Origin of the sequence: Clostridium yunnanense (assembly GCF_016595795.1) — a bacterium.
GTDB lineage: Bacteria > Bacillota > Clostridia > Clostridiales > Clostridiaceae > Clostridium_AR > Clostridium_AR yunnanense.
On the sequence record NZ_JAENHN010000046.1, the window covers coordinates 1 to 17,894 of the forward strand.

The following is a 17,894-nucleotide window of genomic DNA, read 5'->3' on the forward strand; positions in this document are numbered from 1 at the left end:
CTTTTTAATCATTTGAATCACCCACATAAATTTAATAATTTAAGTATAACATAAAAGACCTAGAAAATTGTCTCCTGACAATTTTCTAGGTCTAATTTGCTAAAAGGGACTTTTTCAGTGCCCTCTATTTTTATTGAATGCTTTTGTTATCTTTCACAATACTTCCTAAAAAGTATCCGAATACCCCAGCTAGATATGTGACGATAATAACTATATAGAAAAAGTTGCTGGTTAGTGGTTCTTTAAAAAAGTAGCGTAGACCATATAGTGGTGTTAAGAATATACAGGACAATGGAACTGATAATATAAACCAGTTAAAAGCCAAGGTAATTAAACTTAATACAAAACCAGTTACCCAATAGACTGTAATATCCCTAAAGAAAAGTTTTGAATCTTTGTATCCCATAACAAAGCCATACAGTAACCACAAAACAATAAAAAATATGGATATAAATCCTTGAGTTAAGTTAGGTTTATTTCCTATCATATATATCTTAAAGTTGAAGATTCCAAAAACTATGGATATAAGTAATATTAGAAATATATTCTTTTTATTAACCAATTATATACCTACCTTCTTTGCCCTTATTAAATACCTTTAAAGTTTGCAGTATTTTCATATATTCTCTGTCTTACCTCATCAACTTCAGCGTCACTTAACACCCTTATATATCTCCATTTATGACTGTCTATTCCTTTTTTTAATATATTATAACTCTTTTGGTCTGTCCAAATTGAAATTTTACATCCTTGCAGTATCACTTTATCAAATTTCTTTACATCTATTAGCCAAATTGCTGTAAGTTCTGCTCCTCGGAAATCCACATTTTCAAAAGAACAATTAATAATTTGTGATTCATGAATAACAGCCCCCTCCATTGAACAACTTTCAATAACAAAGTTATCAATATAACATCCTCTAAAGACTGATCCCTTTCCATTAGCAGCTCTTAACTCAATATTTTTGCCCGTGATTTCCTCAAATCTAGCTCCCAAAAACGCCATTTTATACAAACATAATTTCTCAATCTTTACATTAGTGAATTCGCTAGAACTCAGATTACTCCCACCCAAATACCAATTTTTTATTTGTTTATTAAAGAATTTTAAACTGCCTAAATCATAATCAATATTTAAATTAAATCGAAGCTCTGGCAGTACATAAATCCAATCGGGACATGCAAATTTCGATTCTAACTGGCTCAATTTCATCATCTCAATAAAACGCTCCGGTTTAATATCCTGAAAACGGTAATCAACCTTCTTATTACAGGTACTTATGACACCTAATACTAATACAGCAATCCATCGACTGATATCAATGTTGAATTCCTGTGTTCTTCTACCTATTTTGTATACACTTCCAAATAGGGTTTCCACTAATTCAGGTTTAAAGAATAAGATATTTTCATCATAATTGATTATCTCAATGCACATATCTATTATCTTTTCAAAATCTCCCACTGAAATTGGCCAATTATTAAGAATTTCATCTGGAATATCTATGTATCCATTGAGTTCATTTACTTTAAATAACTTATCAATTTTTTCTGAATACATATATAGTTTAGATGAAGTAGCTTTGTCATCTGATAATCTGCCATTAAATTTTTCCACACCTAATGAAGCAATTGGTGGAAAAATCGATTTTCTTATTCTCTTCAATTCTGTTTCATTATAATTATCCAATTTGTCTGTTGAACCAATAAATAACTTCATAAGACCATTGCAAAACATCATAGTCTGTGGTGTTGGATTGCCAATATTCAACAGAGCCATTGTATCACAAACTGACTTTCCTTCCATGCAAGCCCATATAAATACTCTGACATAGTATTCTGCTAGAATAATTTCTGCAAAAGATTGGTGATTGAAATAATACATGTCATTGTCGTTTCTCAAATATGAATGGGACATGAATTGAATAAGCGTGGATTCATCTCCTACAACTCTTTTAAGATCATCCAACTTCAAAAATCCAGCTCCGTTCTTATGTCGATCTTGCATCCACATCACTGCAGTTACATATAAGAGATTACGATAAGAAAGATGTTGTATATACTCCTGTGTAGAATTAAGTTTATCTCTATCATTAATATGTTTAGCATCTTTTGTTAACATGTTGATAAATGATAGAAATACTTCTAGTTTACTGTCCTTTTGTATTTGATAATCTTGTTCTAATAACTTAAACAACATATAGGCCATAATAGGTCTTTTCAGTTCATCTTCGTTTAAGATTTCTGAAAACTTTTTATATATATTTTCATCACTTTTAATAGCATCAATCAAATCTTGATTATAGCTGTACGCCGAGCTCTTTGTAAGCTTATCTCTTAAAGCAAACATATATTGTTCAAACTGTTGTGGTGTAAATCCGTATACTGAGGCAAACTCCCAGGTATTTTTATATGACTCATTCTCTTTTATTAATTTATCTATAACGTTTGGAATTGGTCTTGTAGTTACAATGGCTTTTATATCGGAAAAATACCTGATAAATCTTTTTACTGATGCCATTACATTCATTAAGTCACGCTCTTCTATCGACCCACATTCATCAAGTGAGTCAACGAGCAACAATATATGTTTTTTACGAATTGGATGTTCCTCTACTGTATTATCAATATTAATGTTGTATTCTCTCCTAAGAAACTCGCCAATACACCCAGTGCTAGCAGTATTATCTCCATAACTCTTATATTCTCTCAAATTGAAATAGATAGGAAAATATCCTGATCTAGTTTCTATGTACTTAGAAGCATGCTTCGCTGCTTCGTGCTTTAAAAATACAGATTTCCCTTTCCCAAAATCAGCAACCACATAAAGTATCTTATTGTAGTTATTTTCATGCTCTTGGGCAAAAAATTCATCTGCAATATCTTTAAGGTCATACTTACCATAATCGTACTTTTTACTTTCTGTATACAGTTCTTTGAGTACGCATCTGGTTGCCTTTGTTTCAATATAAGGCAAATTCTCATTATCATCAAACCCTATCTTTCCCAAGGAAATCATTTTATCTAATATCTGTTCCTCCCACTTAAATAGAGGTTCTAATTGCTCATATGATATATTTTTTTCATTTAAAAATTCTATACACTCGGAAAATGAAATTGATCCTAATTCATTTCCAGTATCCTGCTCAATAATCAAACCATATACCCCTTCATCTATGAATAATGGTGATCCTGATGCTCCTTTGTAGCAAATGTTTCTATTAACCGACAAATCCAAATTAACCTGAGTATAATTTTTACGAGTATCTATTATTTTACCACCGAACAGACAGCCATCAGCTCTGGATTGTGGAAATCCATAACTTTGATATTGTTCATTTATATTTGGTAACAAAGCATAAATTTTAGGAAAATCGATATCATCTTGTTCAATTGGATCGAACTTAAGTATTGCAACGTCTAGATTTTCTACTTCACTAGGTATTACTTCATTAATTTTTATAGGTTTTATTATGTCTAAATTTGGGAAGCTTATCTCTTTAACACCATCAATATTGACTACATGTCTCGCTGTTAACGCAGTATCTTTACTTATTAAAAAAGCTGAGCCGTTTTGTTCTTCATTTACAAATACTTTAGCTGCAAAATTCTTAATAGGAGTTTTATTCATTTTATCTTCACCTCCTAAACTTCTTCATAGTTTGATACTTTAGCAATATAGTTAAGCGACTTTATCTTTTCGATATTTGAGTTCATCCATTTCAGTGAGTCATTTTCATAATTGAATATAAGTTCCTTCACGACTTCTTTCTTTGGATAATTTTCAGCAATTTTCACCAAAGTACTTAAATCTGGATGTCCATATTTTCCATTGGTTGAAAAAAGATATTTATCTGAATCAATCAACTTCAGCAATTCAGGGCTCATATTACCACTACTGCCATGATGAGATACTTTAACAATATCAAACTTATATGGTATCTTCTCAGATTTATAAATTTCTCGTAGCTTTTCCTCAACAACTGAAGGTGCTGCATCTCCTAGATATAATAGCTTCTTTTCTTTAAATTCAAGTACAAACGCTATGGAACTTTTATTTGTTGGTTTTCCATCTTCTTTAAACACCTCATTAAGATAACTGTCCCAACTCATTCTTGTAGAACTGATTTTTGACTTAATCTCCTTCTGTTTCTTCTTCTCCTCTTCTTCTATACGGCGAAGCAACATTTCATAAGCATCATCAAATAACTTGCCATTAGATGTCTTTCCTATATAATTTCTTTTATTAAGCTCATTCAGCCAAAACCTTCCAAGCTCCTCTAAACATTTATTTGTTGGTGATAATATATAAAGTTTTAAGTCATCTGAAAAAGCATATACTGGCACATTTTCTACACTTATAGCAATTCCATCTGTGTAACCATTCCAATTATAGTCATCTTCGTATAACAATGAGCCTAAAAAACTACCTTGTCTAGTACTTATTTCGCTTTTTTCAGACTCTCCACTGCCATCCCCTCTATCTTTAATTTCTTGTACTACTCTACGCTGATGTTCAGAAATTTGATCCTGCTTATCAAGTTGTAACTGGAGATAGGCATTATGCCATACTTCTTCTATACAAATAATTTTCGTTTTTCCCAATTCTTTATTATGTTTAAGCATTTCAATCACACCGCCAATGTGATCGTTGTCGATGTGAGTTACTATAAGCAAGTCAATCTTTTCACCTTGTTCATCAAGTTCCTTAAGGAATCCTTGTAAACTACTGGCAAAAGTATCTCCTGTTCCTCCGTCAATCATAATATTTTTCTTTTGTTCCCCAATTCCACAGCTGATTATAAACGCATCTCCTTGTCCAGCTTGGAACATGTTAATCCTTATATCTTCTGTCATACTACTCCTCCAGTTTTGAAAAATAATAAGTTCATTTAATTTACATAGTCAAAATATATATCTTATTAATTATTTTCTACATTAAAATATAATTTCCTTCATAATTTTCAAGTATCTTACCTTGATTCAACCTTATGATTTTAAATATGCTATACTTATTGAAATCTTTAAAAGAGCTGATGGTCATTTTGAAAAAGAAGTCCAGCATAACTTAACTAGTTCTACTGCTCCTGATCAGATACTAGAATACTTTGACTATTATGCAAAGTACAATGACCTTGTAGGTATTGATATAATGAAGCAGCTATATACTTCAAATAATAAAATGTTTACTGAAACAGCAGGTATATGCAGCCACTGTTTCAGAAAATTATAAATGAAGGTCAAATTAAAGGGATTTTATGCACAGCTATTTTTCTAGGTTTATAACCATATTTCTTATAATAAATAGTAAAAAGGCTCACTGAAGCGGCCTTCTTCAGTAAGCCTTTTTAACGCATCTACTTTTGCAAATGTGAATTTCAAAAATATGGTATATGAACAATTTTTATTTATCACTTTCTAAGTCTCTTAACCTCTTCTATAGACAACCCTGTTTTCAATGAAATAGTTTCGTCATCCAACATATCAATGATTAGATTTATTAAACCTACTAAATCCAAAATCAATAAAAGTCATTTTTAACCTCAACCTATTTATAATACCCCATAAGCTTTTTAGCTCCTACTTTAGGTTTGGTATACCTTCTTCTGCTTTGTGTCTTATCTTTATAATTGATTGCTTCCTTTGGGCAATGCTGAATAGTTGAAGTTTGAACCCTCTAAAGATGAACGCTTCGTAATAAAACTTATTTTGTTTCATAACTACTGGAATTATAATCCACATATTATGTATAATTAAGAATGTAAAGTATTGGATATCTGTAAGTTTTAGCAAAAAAATATAAGGAGGTGCTTTATGGGAATAGCTGCTGCTGTAACTTTTATTAATCTAATAATTCTTTTAGTCCTACTAGGTTTTGGTATCTATGGATTCGTATTGTTTGTAAGGCTAGCTAATAGAGGTATTAAAGCTTTTGATATTTACATAAATGAAAAGAATAACAATAACTTATAGATTACAATTTCAACAATATTATTTGTTATTACAATTTTTATAGGTCATAAATGCAAAGAAATTTGAGTTGTATATTAGCGGAGGTAAATGAATGGATATTGAGATACGCAAGTTGGTACCAGAGCTTGCAGAAGATTACGTACGTTTTTTTGACACTACGCCACATGATGACAATGTGGATGAGCATAAATGCTATTGTGTGTGTTGGTGTAACGATGATTTTGATGGCAAGGATTTTTCAACAGCAGAGAAAAGAAGAAAATACGCCTTACAATATGTTAGGGAGAATAATATTCAAGGTTATCTTGCTTATAGTTGTGATAAGGTCGTTGGATGGTGCAACGCCAATACGAAATCAGATTGTTTGAAATGTGCTAGTTGGCGAAGATTTATGGATTATGTACCTTTGGAGGAATCTAACACAGGTATCAAGGTGAAATCCATATTTTGTTTCGTTATCGCACCTGAGATGAAAAGAAAAGGCATTGCCACGCTGCTATTAGAACATGTGTGCAAAGATGCAGTTCAGGATGATTTTGACTTTGTGGAGGCATATCCATACAAAGAATCTAGTTATCAATCATCAGATTTTGGCGGTCATTTTGATATGTATAAAAAAAATGAATTTCATTTGTTTTTAGAGACTGAACAAGGCCTTGTCATGAGGAAGCAGTTAAAGTAGCACTGTTCAAAATAAGCAGAATATAAAGTAAATAAACTCCAATTTATAGGATACTTTCTGGAAATGGAGTATCTCTAAAGGCGTATCTCCGTATAACGTTCTCATTATAATTAAAAGGAGTGGTTGAAATGAACTACAGAATTGAACAGAAAAATCCGTTTACCGTTGTAGGGGTAAAGGAAAGGTTTTCACATATTGAAGGTTTAGGGGAAAATATAGGAAGAATGTGGAGTGAGACACCATCAGAGACATTTGAGCAAATCACTGCACTGGGAGACACTGAATCATATGGTTTATTAGGCGTATACAGTGGAATGTATGATGATAATACAACTGACTATTATATTGCTACCATAACGAAAAAAAACTGTCCCGAAACATTTTGTAAGCTTGAAATACCCTCTCTTACATGGGCAGTATTTGAAATAACCGGTCCTATGCCTACAGCTATGGCAGAAGTGTGGGGACTGATTTTTTCTGAATGGTTTCCTACATCCGGTTATGAGCATGCAGAAGCACCAGAAGTTGAGTGGTACTCGGAAGGTGATATGAGTGCAACTGACTACAAAAGCGAAATTTGGATACCAGTTATTAAAAAATAAAGTTCTATGCCTAATAAGCACTTTTGGTACCAAGTTTGATGCATAACATTTATATATGTTAACACAACTAAAAAAACGAATAATAATCTTAAACACCGCATTATTCAAAAATGAATTTTGGGGTGTTTTTGCATCGCATTTCAAAAATATTATAAATTATAATAAAATAGTCAGCCTTCCGTGGTTGACTAATATTTTTTTCTACTTTTCCTAAAAAGCATCCTACTACCCCATCAATATATTGAATAATAACAATATAAAAAAGTAATGGGTAAAAATATTCCCTACCATCACTTTTTATCTATAGATGAACCACTTCATATTAGAATTTATATTTTCAAGTTCTCCTCTCAGAACCCAGAGGAGTTTTGAAAATAGATTTCGTATTGAAGTAGTTCATCTTTAATTCTATGATTTTTTAAGTCCCTTTTCTTTTTTTGCTATAGTTTGTTCATATCTATCAATCTTATTGTTAAGACGTTCTAAGGTCTTTCCCATTTCTTCATACTTTTTAGCAAGTACATTACGCTGCTCGATTAGAAGTTCTTTTCTTGCTACAGCAGTTTCGTCTCCCTCTTGAAAAAGCGTTACATATTCAATTAGTGCTTCAATAGGAAGTCCTGCACTTTGTCTCATGCATTTTATGAAATCAACCCACTTACAATCCTCTTCTGTATAATCTCTAATCTTACTTTTATTACGGTTAACTCTAGGAAGCAAACCGATACGCTCATAATACCTAAGAGTATCTTGCGATATATCAAATCTTTCACTTACTTCTGCAATTGTCATAAATTATACCTCCTAATATAGATATACCTGTACTTAATATAAGGTAATTTGTGAAATCTATATATTCTACTTTTAAGACAATAATACTACTTGGAGTTAACTTCAGGTCAAGAAAAATATTGCACTTCATTATAAATTTATGTAGTTATATGGGCATACTTATGTATACACTACTTCGTATTGAACCTTATAAAAATAAGATTTGTAAAATCATCGAAAGCTATATTTTTAGTCTAAGGATTGAAATACTTTATATGATCAGCCGGATAAATAATCCTAAATAAATAATATATTTTGACTAGGAGGTAAAAACTTTATGGGCAATGTTGCTGAAGAAATAACGAAGAAACTTCTTATTGATGCAGGTATAAAAAAAGGATTGAGGGTGCTTGATGTTGGTTGTGGTAGAGGTGATGTATGTCTTCTACTGGCAGATATGGTTGGAACGGAAGGAACTGTTTTAGGCTTAGATTTTGATGAAACTTCTCTATCCTATGCTCGCGCGCGGGTACAGGAGAATAACATTACAAACGTAACTTTCATAAAGAATAATTTAAGTGATCTTACAATTATAGAGGATAAGTTTGATGCTATCATAGGTAGGCGTGTACTTATGTATTTGCCAGAACCAAAGAAAGTTATAACTTCCCTTTCTAAATTATTAAAGGTTGGAGGAATCATGGTTTTTCAGGAACATGATTCAACAATGTCACCTGGTAGCATCGTACCTATGCCGCTTCATAGTCAGGTCACTAAATGGATATGGGATACTGTAGAACTGGAAGGAGGCAATATCCGTATAGGTTTTGATCTTTGGAATTTACTTTCACAAGAAAGGCTTGTGGTTGATAAAGTTAGGGCAGAAGGAATACTACAGACTCCTGACTCACCATATCCAATAGCTCCTATTGTTCGGGCTATGCTACATCGCATTATAGAGAAAGGTGTTGCTACAGCAGAGGAAATTGACATAGACACACTTGAAGATAGACTCACAGAAGAACGTGAGAAATCAAATTGCACATATGTGAAAGAAATGGTTTTTTGTGCATGGGCACGAAAGACTGAATAATTTTAAATACCTTTGATACGAAAATAAATAGCAGAGAATACATTTTATATGTGAAAGAGTATTATTTATTTCTTAGGTAACAATAGTAAATATATGCTATTGCAAAGGAGATATACATTTTGCCTATTCATACTATATTTACATTTATCCTTATAATTGCAGTGTGGAAAACAGAGGTGTGGAAAAATTGGAGTCGTTATTATAGTACTATACTATTTTTCGCACTGGGTGATTTAATGTATCAATTTTTATTTGATGAAAAACCATTATGGATACATAATTCAACTTGGCTAAGTGAAAAACAAGTTAATTTAGTATGGATATGTTTAATTTATCCATGTACAACATTATTGTTGCTAAGTTTTTATGAAAAACAAAAAAATGCAGTAAAAAAAGGTTGTTATGTTTTCTTTTGGTTTTTGATATATGTAGTATTAGAGGTGTTCTTATGCAGATTTAGGCTCATATCTTACTACAATGGATGGAACTTTTATTGGTCAGTTGGATTTGATGTGTTTATGTTTAATATTTTACTATTACACAATTACAAGCCATTATGGGCAATGCTAGTAGCATCTATATTCGCAATAATAGCTATGTATATATTTTTATAAATAATTATTTATGACACCATATTATTTAGAGCGAATTTATATGGTGTTTTTTGCGTATTAATACAAGAACATTATAAATTATAATAAAAATCTTTCACTTACTTCTGTAATTGTCATAAACTATACCTCCTAATATAGGTATACTTGTCCTTAATATAATGTAAATTGTCAATCTTTTTAATGTTTTATAATTATATATAACCCTTATTTCATATTATAATTATACCGCCCTATTATATATCACCTGTTCTAAAGCAAATTCTAAAACCTTTTCCTCTGCGGATTTTATTATTTTACTCACTAATACACTTGTTGAAGTTCCGGTTGCGCAAAACAATCCTATTTTCACCATAATTGATACCTCTTCTAGTTTCATTTTAAATTTTACACTATTGCTAATGTATTGGAATATTAAATTGCACATATGTGAAATAAATGGTTTTCTGCGCCTTAGCCCGAAAGACTGAATAACTTTAAATATCTTTAATGCTGCTATACATAGCAAAGAAAAAGTTTAGATTTAACAGTTAATTCGTAACATGAAAAAAATGCGATGTAACTTGTGAAATTTAAGATACGAACAATGCTCTTTGAAAACTGAATAATGCAGTGAAACAATTATTTTGAAACACTCCTCAGTCTACGGTTTTCCTAGAATCAATTGGTATAATACGGTATAATTAAGACATGATGGTAAATTATAGCGAATTAAGAGAGGGAAAATTATGATAAAACTATTTAAAATCTTTGTTGCTTTCTTGGTTTTGACTTTAATTGTAGTTGGAATTTATTGGCTTATAATCCATCCTAAATCATATTCTTATGATACTGCTGTAGGGAATGGCGATGTGGTTATGGGTGCAGGCGGTAAAGCTAACATAGAAAAATTTCATTCGTTTATAAAAAATGTACAAAACAAACAAACTGATAAAATCCGTATTACAGCTTACTCAAAAGAAGGCAATCCAACCATATTTGATTTAGATTTTGATGGTAAGATTATAAAATGTACTACAGACAACACAAGAGATTTATATGGTAGAGAATTATCTAAAAGATATGGAGAGTACACAAAAATTATAAAAAATGACATTAATGATTATTCTCTTGTTGATGAAACTGGAAAGTATAAGAACCAATGGATTTTTCAAGAATGATTTACAATCTTATTATAAGAAATATGGTAAGTTATTTAGCACTAACATCCCTAACATTATCAAATTAAGAAATAGGAGGCAGTAAAATGAACTATCAAATAAGGCAAGCAACAGCTGAGGATATCCGCCCTGCTCTTGACCTTGCACTAAGTGTATTTATGGAATATGACTCGCTAAACTATGGGCCAGAGCACACAGAACGTATGCGCTCAGCTATTGAAGAAAGATTTGCAAATCTTGATATTTATCTTCCAGGTAACCGTTTGATGTTTGTTGCTTTGGATGACAAAAAAGTCATTGGTATCATCGAAACATACGGAAACAATCGAATCTCTTTAATGTTTGTTGACGGTGACTATCAACGTCAAGGTGTTGCAACCGAGTTGATGAGCAGAATTGCTTGTGAGCTAAAGATGAAAGGTTTTGATAAAATTGTGTTAAATTCTTCGCCAAATGGTTTGTTGTTTTACAAACATTTTGGATTTACAATTATTGAAACAGAAAAAAACATTAATACTCCTTGGAAAACACCAATGTCATACACCCTAAATGAAATATGAGATATCACAGATGAAAATGGCAACAAAACTTGCTTACTTCACAAGCATGGTAAATCAATTAATCGCGTCAATAACGATTTCTCATATTAGCACCTAATAAGCATAAACTATAGTAAACTTAATACACAATATTCTTATTTAACATCACATAAATAAAAACGAATAATTACTTAAAACACTGCATTATTCATAATCGAGTTTTGCAGTATTTTTACGGCGTAATACAAGAATCTCACGAAGGAACTATTAGTAATAAAATTATACATAGTACAGTATTAGGCTTTTAATTGCTCATTTCCATATGTTATTATATGGTATTAATTCATATCTCTGTATGCTATAATTCTTACATGATATTATATGATAATAAAAAACGACTAAATAATTATATTGGCAATAATATAATTAGCAAAACTAGGAGTGTATATGAATGAAGGCAGACTTTTATAATAAATACTTTTATGAACTAAATGAAGAACAAATAGAACTATTAAAAAAATTAGACATTACAAAAGAAAATATGTGTGAATACTCATATATGGCTGATGAACAAGGCAACATAGATAGGCCTATTGCAGATGATATAATTGATGGCATAATTAAAGAACTTGAAATTGCTGAATTACCAAGAAGTTATATAGAATATTTAAAAACCTATGGTGATGGCGGATGGGGATGTATCTGGATTTATGGGGTTTACGTGAGTCAAAATATATATACTAAAGGTAAGATTGAATCCAGAATGGTTGATGCAACTTTACGTTATAGAGAAAGTTTCAGTTGGAGCAAGGAAATTATTTGTATAGCTATAGGACAGATTTGTGATGGACTTATTTTTTGCTTAGATACAAGCAGAATGTGTAATGGTGAGTGTCCTGTAGTAGTTTTTAATGAACAGAATATGATGTTTAATGAATATGCAACTGATTTTAAAGAATTTGTAAAAAAGTATATTACATACGGAATAGCTTGTGAGTTAAAAAGGTTTAGTGAGTCAGAAGAAGAAAGAAGTGCTATTAAGCTTATAAATGGGACAGGTTATAAAAGCTGCTGGTTTGTTGCAAAAGGTACAACAAAGGAAAAGCTAGCAGAAGTATTAGGATTATCAAGGAAGAAAAAAATGACTTGGGATGAAGGGATTGAGTTTGTTAATAACGTTTCTAACTTTAATAATCATCCAGTTTTTATAACCAGTAAATATGATAATAAAATTTATGTAATCGGAAATGGCTTGTATAAATTAGCAGATAACCCGGATAAGTTGTTAGAATTAGGAAAGTTGTGCAAAGAATTATGTTTTTATCTTACTGAAAGAAATTCAGAAACACACTGCTTTGCTAAAATTAGCAAAGGAGAAGTAAAAAGATTTTATTTCTATAATGAAGAAAAGATAATTAATATGGGAAAAATAACACAAATAGAAAAACAATTAAAGATGAAATTTCCTTCTGATTTTAATGAAGCATTTGATGGTAAACATACACAGATAAATGAAGAACATATTATTCAAATTGCAAATAAGTGGTCATCAGAAAATATTAAAGATTATCCCTATAAAGATGTACTCACTGGTTTAATTTAAGTGTCTAAGCAATTAGTTGTAGTATATAAATTATAATCAAAGCTGTATAATTTCCTTAAAATGTGCATTAGGGGAACTTTTCTATGAGTTCCCCTAAAATATATATCTATATCTCTCTTATAACCTTATAAAACTCCTCTTCCCCCCAAATAGTTGGTACAGGATATAGTGGATTGGCTTCATAGATTGCTCTCTTTATAAGTTCAGGGATATCCTTTTCTTTAACAACCTCTAGTTTTTCTGGAAGACCCATTTTACTATTCATCTCTTCTATTTCTTTTATAAAGGCCTTTGCTTTCTCTTCTTTTGTATTTCCTTTAAGTCCTATTATATCTGCAAGATCTGCAAGTTTTTCATACGCTGCTTCTCCATAACCTTCTAATACTCTTGGTAAGATGACCGCATTTGCTTTTCCGTGAGGTACACCGTAAAGTCCTCCAATTCCATGAGCAATGGCATGAACATAGCCAACATAAGCATTTGTTATAGCTATTCCTGCGTAGTAAGAACCAATTAATAGATTTTCGCGAGCTTTAATATTCTGTCCATCTTCATATGCAGGAATTAAGTTTTCATGTATTAGCTTTACTGCCTTAAGAGCATTTTCACTGGCATTTTTAGGAGCAAAGCGGTTGATATAAGCTTCTACTGCATGTGTTAAGGCATCCATTCCAGTTACTGCTGTGATATCCTTCGGAAGTGTACAGGTTAACTCTGGATCAAGTATTGCATATGCTGGAACTATAGATAAATCCATGATTGTATGTTTGTAATGTGTTTTTCCATCAGTAATAACCGCTCCTGCTGTTACTTCTGAGCCTGTTCCTGCTGTAGTAGGTACTGCAAAAAGCACTGGAAGCTTTTTCATGATTCTCATAAGACCTGTCATGTCTGACACGGTTTTGTTTGGACACGCGATTCTTGCACCAACAACCTTAGCGCAATCCATAACAGAACCGCCTCCTATTGCAATGATCCCTTCACAGCCTTCTTTTTTATATAAACTTACAGCTTCTTCAATACATTCAATGGTTGGATCCGGCTTAACTTCACTATAGATAGCGTAAGATATATTCTCACTTTTTAGCAGCTCAAATAATGGCTTTAAAGTGCCACGCTTCATAAAACCAGCTGTGGTAATAATCTCTACTCTTTTAATTCCATTTTCCTTTACAAGCTTTGGAAGCTTCATCATAGTTCCAGCACCAGTTATAAGCTTTGGTTCTTTAGATGGCGCTACCTTAAGCACAGCACTAAGTAAAGCTTGACGAGTTCTGTAATATATTTTATTCATTTCCTCTCTCCTCCTATAAACCTTTATTCTCTTAATCCTATTCACACTATAAGCACCTAAACCGAGGACCCTCTCAAGGTGTCTCCTACAGTCTATCTTTCACAAGTAAAATACAATTAATATTTCCATAGTTAAATACTTTTGTAGAATCGTAAACTATATATATTTTCATTATTTAATGTTCATTAATTTCTGCGACACTTGTAACACTTTTTATTTTGTATTATAATGACTTAACTTTCACTTTTCAAGGGTTTGCCCCCAAGTGATACAAATTGAGAGGAGTGTCACAGTTTTGGAAAATGTAAATCAAAATAAAACTGCTTTAAAATATAAAGAATGGATTATCAATGCTTTTATGGAGCTATTAAAAGAATATAAATATAATGAAATTACCATAAAGCAAATTACTCTTCAGGCTGATGTGTCAAGACAGACTTTTTACCGCCATTATAAGTCTAAAGATGAGATAATACATGAATATAGCAACAAAGTATGCGATGAAATATCCGAAAAGCTGCTTTCCCTTGAAGATAAATCCATATACCAGGTAACCTTAACTTATTTTACCTTTTGGAGAAGTTACTTAGACTTACTATACTTAGTTAGAAGTAGCGGTTGTGAACACTTACTAGTTGAACATTACAATGAAATCATGCTTAAGACACTGGACATACTTAGACCTTCCATGCCCCAATATACAGATGAAGAATTTCGCTTAATAAAGGCTTTCCTAATTGGAGGTTTTTATAATGTAAAATCAACCTGGATGGATAATAATCTAAGTAACTCTCCTGAGGAATTAGCAAAATTGATCTGCAGTATAATTGACTAAAACAAAAACACTACGCAGTGAGTAGCATTTTTAAACACAAGATTTTATATCTCAAAAATAAATAAAGACCTCTAATTAACAAACTTTAATGTTAACTAGAGGTCTTTATTTTATACCTTCTCTACTATATTTTCTTTACTAATCCACTTTTCTTCTATATCACTTGCAGGCATAGGCTTTGCAAAGTAATAACCTTGAATTTCATCGCAGTATAGTTTTTGCAAACACTCCCACTGCTCTTTGGTTTCAACTCCTTCAGCAATTACCTTGTTACCTTTCATATTTGCAACAGATATAACCATTTGGATAATAGCCCTGGAATAAAAATCACTTTCTACATTGTCGATTAGTTCCTTTGCTATCTTTATTCGATCAGCTGGAAGATTCTTAATATAATATAAGGAAGAATAACCTGTACCAAAATCATCAATAGCTATAGAAACTCCAAGTCTCTTTAGTTCACATAAAGTTTCTTGTATATTAATGCTATTTTCAATCTGTTGAGTCTCGGTTATCTCTACCTCAAATAATTCCGGCTTAACCTCATATTTTTTCAATATAGCTTCTAGTTTTTCAACAAAATCCACCTCTACTAACTGTTTTGACGACACATTTACGGCAATTCTGTAATCATGTCCAGTTTTCTCTTTCCATAAAGCATACTGCTTGGCCGCATTCTCAATAATCCAATATCCTAAGGGAACAATTATACCGGTCTCCTCTGCTAAAGGTATAAAGTCCAGAGGCGGAATAAAATTAGTGCCACCTTCATACCAGCGTATCAGTGCTTCAAAGCCAGATAAGGTGCCATCCTTACAGTACACCTGAGGTTGATAGTATAAAAGAAACTCTTTATCAAACACTACCTTTTTAAGCTTAACCTCAATCTTATGTCTATTGTCAGTAATCTTCCCAATCTTGTCACTATAACTTTGAACTCTATTAAAGCCTTTATCACGAGCCTGCATCATAGCAGCATCTGCATTTTTTATCAAACTATTTTCATCTAAGGTGTCCCGTGGATAACAGGAAACCCCAATATTCAAAGTAACTTTTATTCCATGATTGTCTACAAAAAACAGCTCATTGCATCGATCTATAATCTCCATTGCAATTTTTTCTGCCGCCGCCTCTGCCTCATAACCTTTTATCTTTACTGCAAAAGTATCGTCTCCATAGGCAGCAAGAAAGCCACCATTTTTGATCACTATCTCATATAGAGCTTTAGATACACTTTTCAAAAGTTTTTCAGCAGTATCTTTACCATATAAATATTTGATGGATTTGGATTTGTTCAGTTCTATGTACAATAATGAAATTAGTTCATCCTTCTGAAGTCCTTTTAAACTTCTTGATAACCTATCTTCAAAATACCTTCTATTATATAACCCTGTAACGTAATCAGTATTGTGTAGTTTTGTTATTTCCTCCGTTCTTTCCTTTACCTTTTTCTCCAGCTCCAGCACGTTCTTTTTTTCTAATTCTAATAACTTCTCCTGAAATATACTTTTTTGAGTGAAATTTATAAGTATATAGTAAATAAGAAGAGCCATCACTAGCAGTATAAAATACTCAATTTCATTTTCTTTAAAAATAAGAACTATAATTGGAACAATTAAAGCAAATAGTTCTACACTAAATTTGAAGCCAAATCTTTTTTTTGCTTGATGTAAAATCAACTCTGACTTTTCTTTCTTTAATTTAGTCTTTAAAATTGCAGAAACTGCCATGAAACTAAATGAAAGCATGTATAAACCATCAATCCATGAGTTTGGTTTATAATCTGAATAAAAATAAATGTAATAATAAATAAAGTCTGTAATAACAAAAGTAATTGCACCTGTTACTAAAATCCTTTGATAAAATGACGGCTTTGTTATCCTTATTGAAAAGTACCAAACATTAATCCATCCATATATAATAACGTCACTAATTATGGACGCCATAGATATTGGATCTTTCAAAAGTAATACCACTTTATCACTACTTTGTTCAAATACAAAAAGCCAAAGAAGCACAGCGATACTTGTTGAGATAATTAGAGTATCTAACATAGCTTTTATTTTGCTCATTTTCTTAAAATCTTCTTGTAATGCAAGTATCATTGCCAAAAACAAGAAAAGATTTGATAAAGAGTATCCATAAACAGTAATGAAATTTTCCTCTGGGTTTACATGCATTACCAATGTCTGGACTCCCCACCAAATATCACATAAAAGCCAGGAAAACGCAGCTAAGGTAAGCATAACTCCAAACCATTTAAAGATGGCTATTTGTTGTTTCTTTACGAAGCCATAAAAGATAATCCCTGAAATAACAAACATAAGTACAGGTGATAACAAATCTCCAATTATATTATTATTTGTAATTATTGCATATGAATAAAGTAAAGAAACTAAAATCAATACAGTCGTAAAAATTCTTTTTCTAATATTATCACCCACCTTCGGGGAAGTTAAAACCTAAAAGAAATATTGTCTTGAACACTCCTTTAGCCAGATTTTTAATATTTCTTCCTACTTATATTATTCGTCCTCATTGTTACCTTCTTTAATTAATCTATATAGATGAACCACTTCGTAATAAAATTTATTATTTTTAAATTCTCTCACCAAAACCCGTGAGAGTTTTAAAAATAGATTTCGGATCGAAGTGGTTCATCTTTAAGTAAAAGAGCTCGTATTAGTGCTTTTCCATCTAAATAATCACTACAAACTATTTTTCGCCATAAT

18 protein-coding genes are annotated in these 17,894 nt (G+C 31.6%); 10 read left to right on the top strand and 8 right to left on the bottom strand.

What is annotated here, in order from left to right; genetic code table 11:
- Positions 1-130: 130 nt before the first annotated feature.
- Genes JHL18_RS16180 through JHL18_RS16190 form a run of 3 tightly spaced genes read right to left on the bottom strand, consistent with a single transcriptional unit; the run spans position 131 to position 4,856 of the window.
- Entirely contained in the window at positions 131-562 is a 432-nt protein-coding gene (locus JHL18_RS16180; protein ID WP_200271060.1) for a hypothetical protein, read from the bottom strand.
- 26 nt (positions 563-588) lie between these two features.
- The gene (locus JHL18_RS16185) at positions 589-3,630 is read right to left on the bottom strand and encodes a trypsin-like peptidase domain-containing protein (protein ID WP_200271062.1); all 3,042 of its coding nucleotides are present in this window, start codon (positions 3,628-3,630) and stop codon (positions 589-591) included.
- A 14-nt stretch (positions 3,631-3,644) separates the two neighbouring features.
- The gene (locus tag JHL18_RS16190) at positions 3,645-4,856 is read right to left on the bottom strand and encodes a ComEC/Rec2 family competence protein (RefSeq protein ID WP_200271064.1); all 1,212 of its coding nucleotides are present in this window, start codon (positions 4,854-4,856) and stop codon (positions 3,645-3,647) included.
- A gap of 121 nt (positions 4,857-4,977) precedes the next feature.
- On the opposite strand from JHL18_RS16190, the gene JHL18_RS16195 reads away from it, so the two are divergent.
- Positions 4,978-5,232: a hypothetical protein gene (locus JHL18_RS16195; protein WP_200271066.1), complete on the top strand. Its 255-nt coding sequence runs from the start codon at positions 4,978-4,980 to the stop codon at positions 5,230-5,232.
- 347 nt (positions 5,233-5,579) lie between these two features.
- Here JHL18_RS16195 and JHL18_RS16200 read toward each other — a convergent pair whose 3' ends face one another.
- Complete coding sequence (locus tag JHL18_RS16200) at positions 5,580-5,741, bottom strand: hypothetical protein (RefSeq protein ID WP_200271068.1); 162 nt, start codon at positions 5,739-5,741, stop codon at positions 5,580-5,582.
- 72 nt (positions 5,742-5,813) lie between these two features.
- Here JHL18_RS16200 and JHL18_RS16205 point away from each other — a divergent pair, with 72 nt between their 5' ends.
- From JHL18_RS16205 to JHL18_RS16215, 3 genes are all read left to right on the top strand, one after another.
- Entirely contained in the window at positions 5,814-5,972 is a 159-nt protein-coding gene (locus JHL18_RS16205) for a hypothetical protein (protein WP_200271070.1), read from the top strand.
- Between the two features lie 91 nt (positions 5,973-6,063).
- Positions 6,064-6,654 (top strand): GNAT family N-acetyltransferase, encoded by a 591-nt coding sequence (locus JHL18_RS16210; RefSeq protein WP_200271073.1) that lies wholly within the window; start codon positions 6,064-6,066, stop codon positions 6,652-6,654.
- A 128-nt stretch (positions 6,655-6,782) separates the two neighbouring features.
- Positions 6,783-7,256, top strand: a complete 474-nt coding sequence (locus JHL18_RS16215) for a GyrI-like domain-containing protein (RefSeq protein ID WP_243277905.1) — start codon at positions 6,783-6,785, stop codon at positions 7,254-7,256.
- Between the two features lie 408 nt (positions 7,257-7,664).
- On the opposite strand, the gene JHL18_RS16220 is transcribed toward JHL18_RS16215, so the two are convergent.
- Positions 7,665-8,048, bottom strand: coding sequence for a MerR family transcriptional regulator (locus JHL18_RS16220; protein WP_200271075.1), 384 nt, complete (start codon positions 8,046-8,048; stop codon positions 7,665-7,667).
- Between the two features lie 316 nt (positions 8,049-8,364).
- Between JHL18_RS16220 and JHL18_RS16225 the strand changes: the two genes are divergently transcribed.
- Together JHL18_RS16225 and JHL18_RS16230 are read left to right on the top strand one after the other, a co-directional pair.
- Positions 8,365-9,120 carry a class I SAM-dependent methyltransferase gene (locus JHL18_RS16225; RefSeq protein ID WP_200271077.1) on the top strand — a complete coding sequence of 252 codons (756 nt, stop codon included), beginning with the start codon at positions 8,365-8,367 and terminating at the stop codon, positions 9,118-9,120.
- A 119-nt stretch (positions 9,121-9,239) separates the two neighbouring features.
- Positions 9,240-9,734 carry a CBO0543 family protein gene (locus JHL18_RS16230; RefSeq protein WP_200271079.1) on the top strand — a complete coding sequence of 165 codons (495 nt, stop codon included), beginning with the start codon at positions 9,240-9,242 and terminating at the stop codon, positions 9,732-9,734.
- A gap of 220 nt (positions 9,735-9,954) precedes the next feature.
- Here JHL18_RS16230 and JHL18_RS26310 read toward each other — a convergent pair whose 3' ends face one another.
- Positions 9,955-10,086, bottom strand: coding sequence for a PTS sugar transporter subunit IIB (locus JHL18_RS26310; RefSeq protein WP_274600972.1), 132 nt, complete (start codon positions 10,084-10,086; stop codon positions 9,955-9,957).
- 373 nt (positions 10,087-10,459) lie between these two features.
- On the opposite strand from JHL18_RS26310, the gene JHL18_RS16235 reads away from it, so the two are divergent.
- From JHL18_RS16235 to JHL18_RS16245, 3 genes are all read left to right on the top strand, one after another.
- On the top strand, positions 10,460-10,891 hold the full coding sequence (locus tag JHL18_RS16235; protein ID WP_200271081.1) for a DUF4362 domain-containing protein: 432 nt from the start codon (positions 10,460-10,462) through the stop codon (positions 10,889-10,891).
- An 86-nt stretch (positions 10,892-10,977) separates the two neighbouring features.
- Positions 10,978-11,451: a GNAT family N-acetyltransferase gene (locus JHL18_RS16240; RefSeq protein ID WP_200271083.1), complete on the top strand. Its 474-nt coding sequence runs from the start codon at positions 10,978-10,980 to the stop codon at positions 11,449-11,451.
- Positions 11,452-11,881: 430 nt separating this feature from the next.
- The gene (locus JHL18_RS16245) at positions 11,882-13,033 is read left to right on the top strand and encodes an SMI1/KNR4 family protein (RefSeq protein WP_200271085.1); all 1,152 of its coding nucleotides are present in this window, start codon (positions 11,882-11,884) and stop codon (positions 13,031-13,033) included.
- Between the two features lie 106 nt (positions 13,034-13,139).
- Here JHL18_RS16245 and JHL18_RS16250 read toward each other — a convergent pair whose 3' ends face one another.
- Positions 13,140-14,327 (bottom strand): iron-containing alcohol dehydrogenase, encoded by a 1,188-nt coding sequence (locus JHL18_RS16250; protein WP_200271087.1) that lies wholly within the window; start codon positions 14,325-14,327, stop codon positions 13,140-13,142.
- 295 nt (positions 14,328-14,622) lie between these two features.
- Here JHL18_RS16250 and JHL18_RS16255 point away from each other — a divergent pair, with 295 nt between their 5' ends.
- Complete coding sequence (locus tag JHL18_RS16255; protein WP_200271089.1) at positions 14,623-15,162, top strand: TetR/AcrR family transcriptional regulator; 540 nt, start codon at positions 14,623-14,625, stop codon at positions 15,160-15,162.
- Between the two features lie 110 nt (positions 15,163-15,272).
- Here the strand turns inward: JHL18_RS16255 and JHL18_RS16260 are convergent, their stop codons facing one another.
- Positions 15,273-17,567 (bottom strand): putative bifunctional diguanylate cyclase/phosphodiesterase, encoded by a 2,295-nt coding sequence (locus JHL18_RS16260; RefSeq protein WP_200271091.1) that lies wholly within the window; start codon positions 17,565-17,567, stop codon positions 15,273-15,275.
- Between the last annotated feature and the right edge of the window lie 327 nt (positions 17,568-17,894).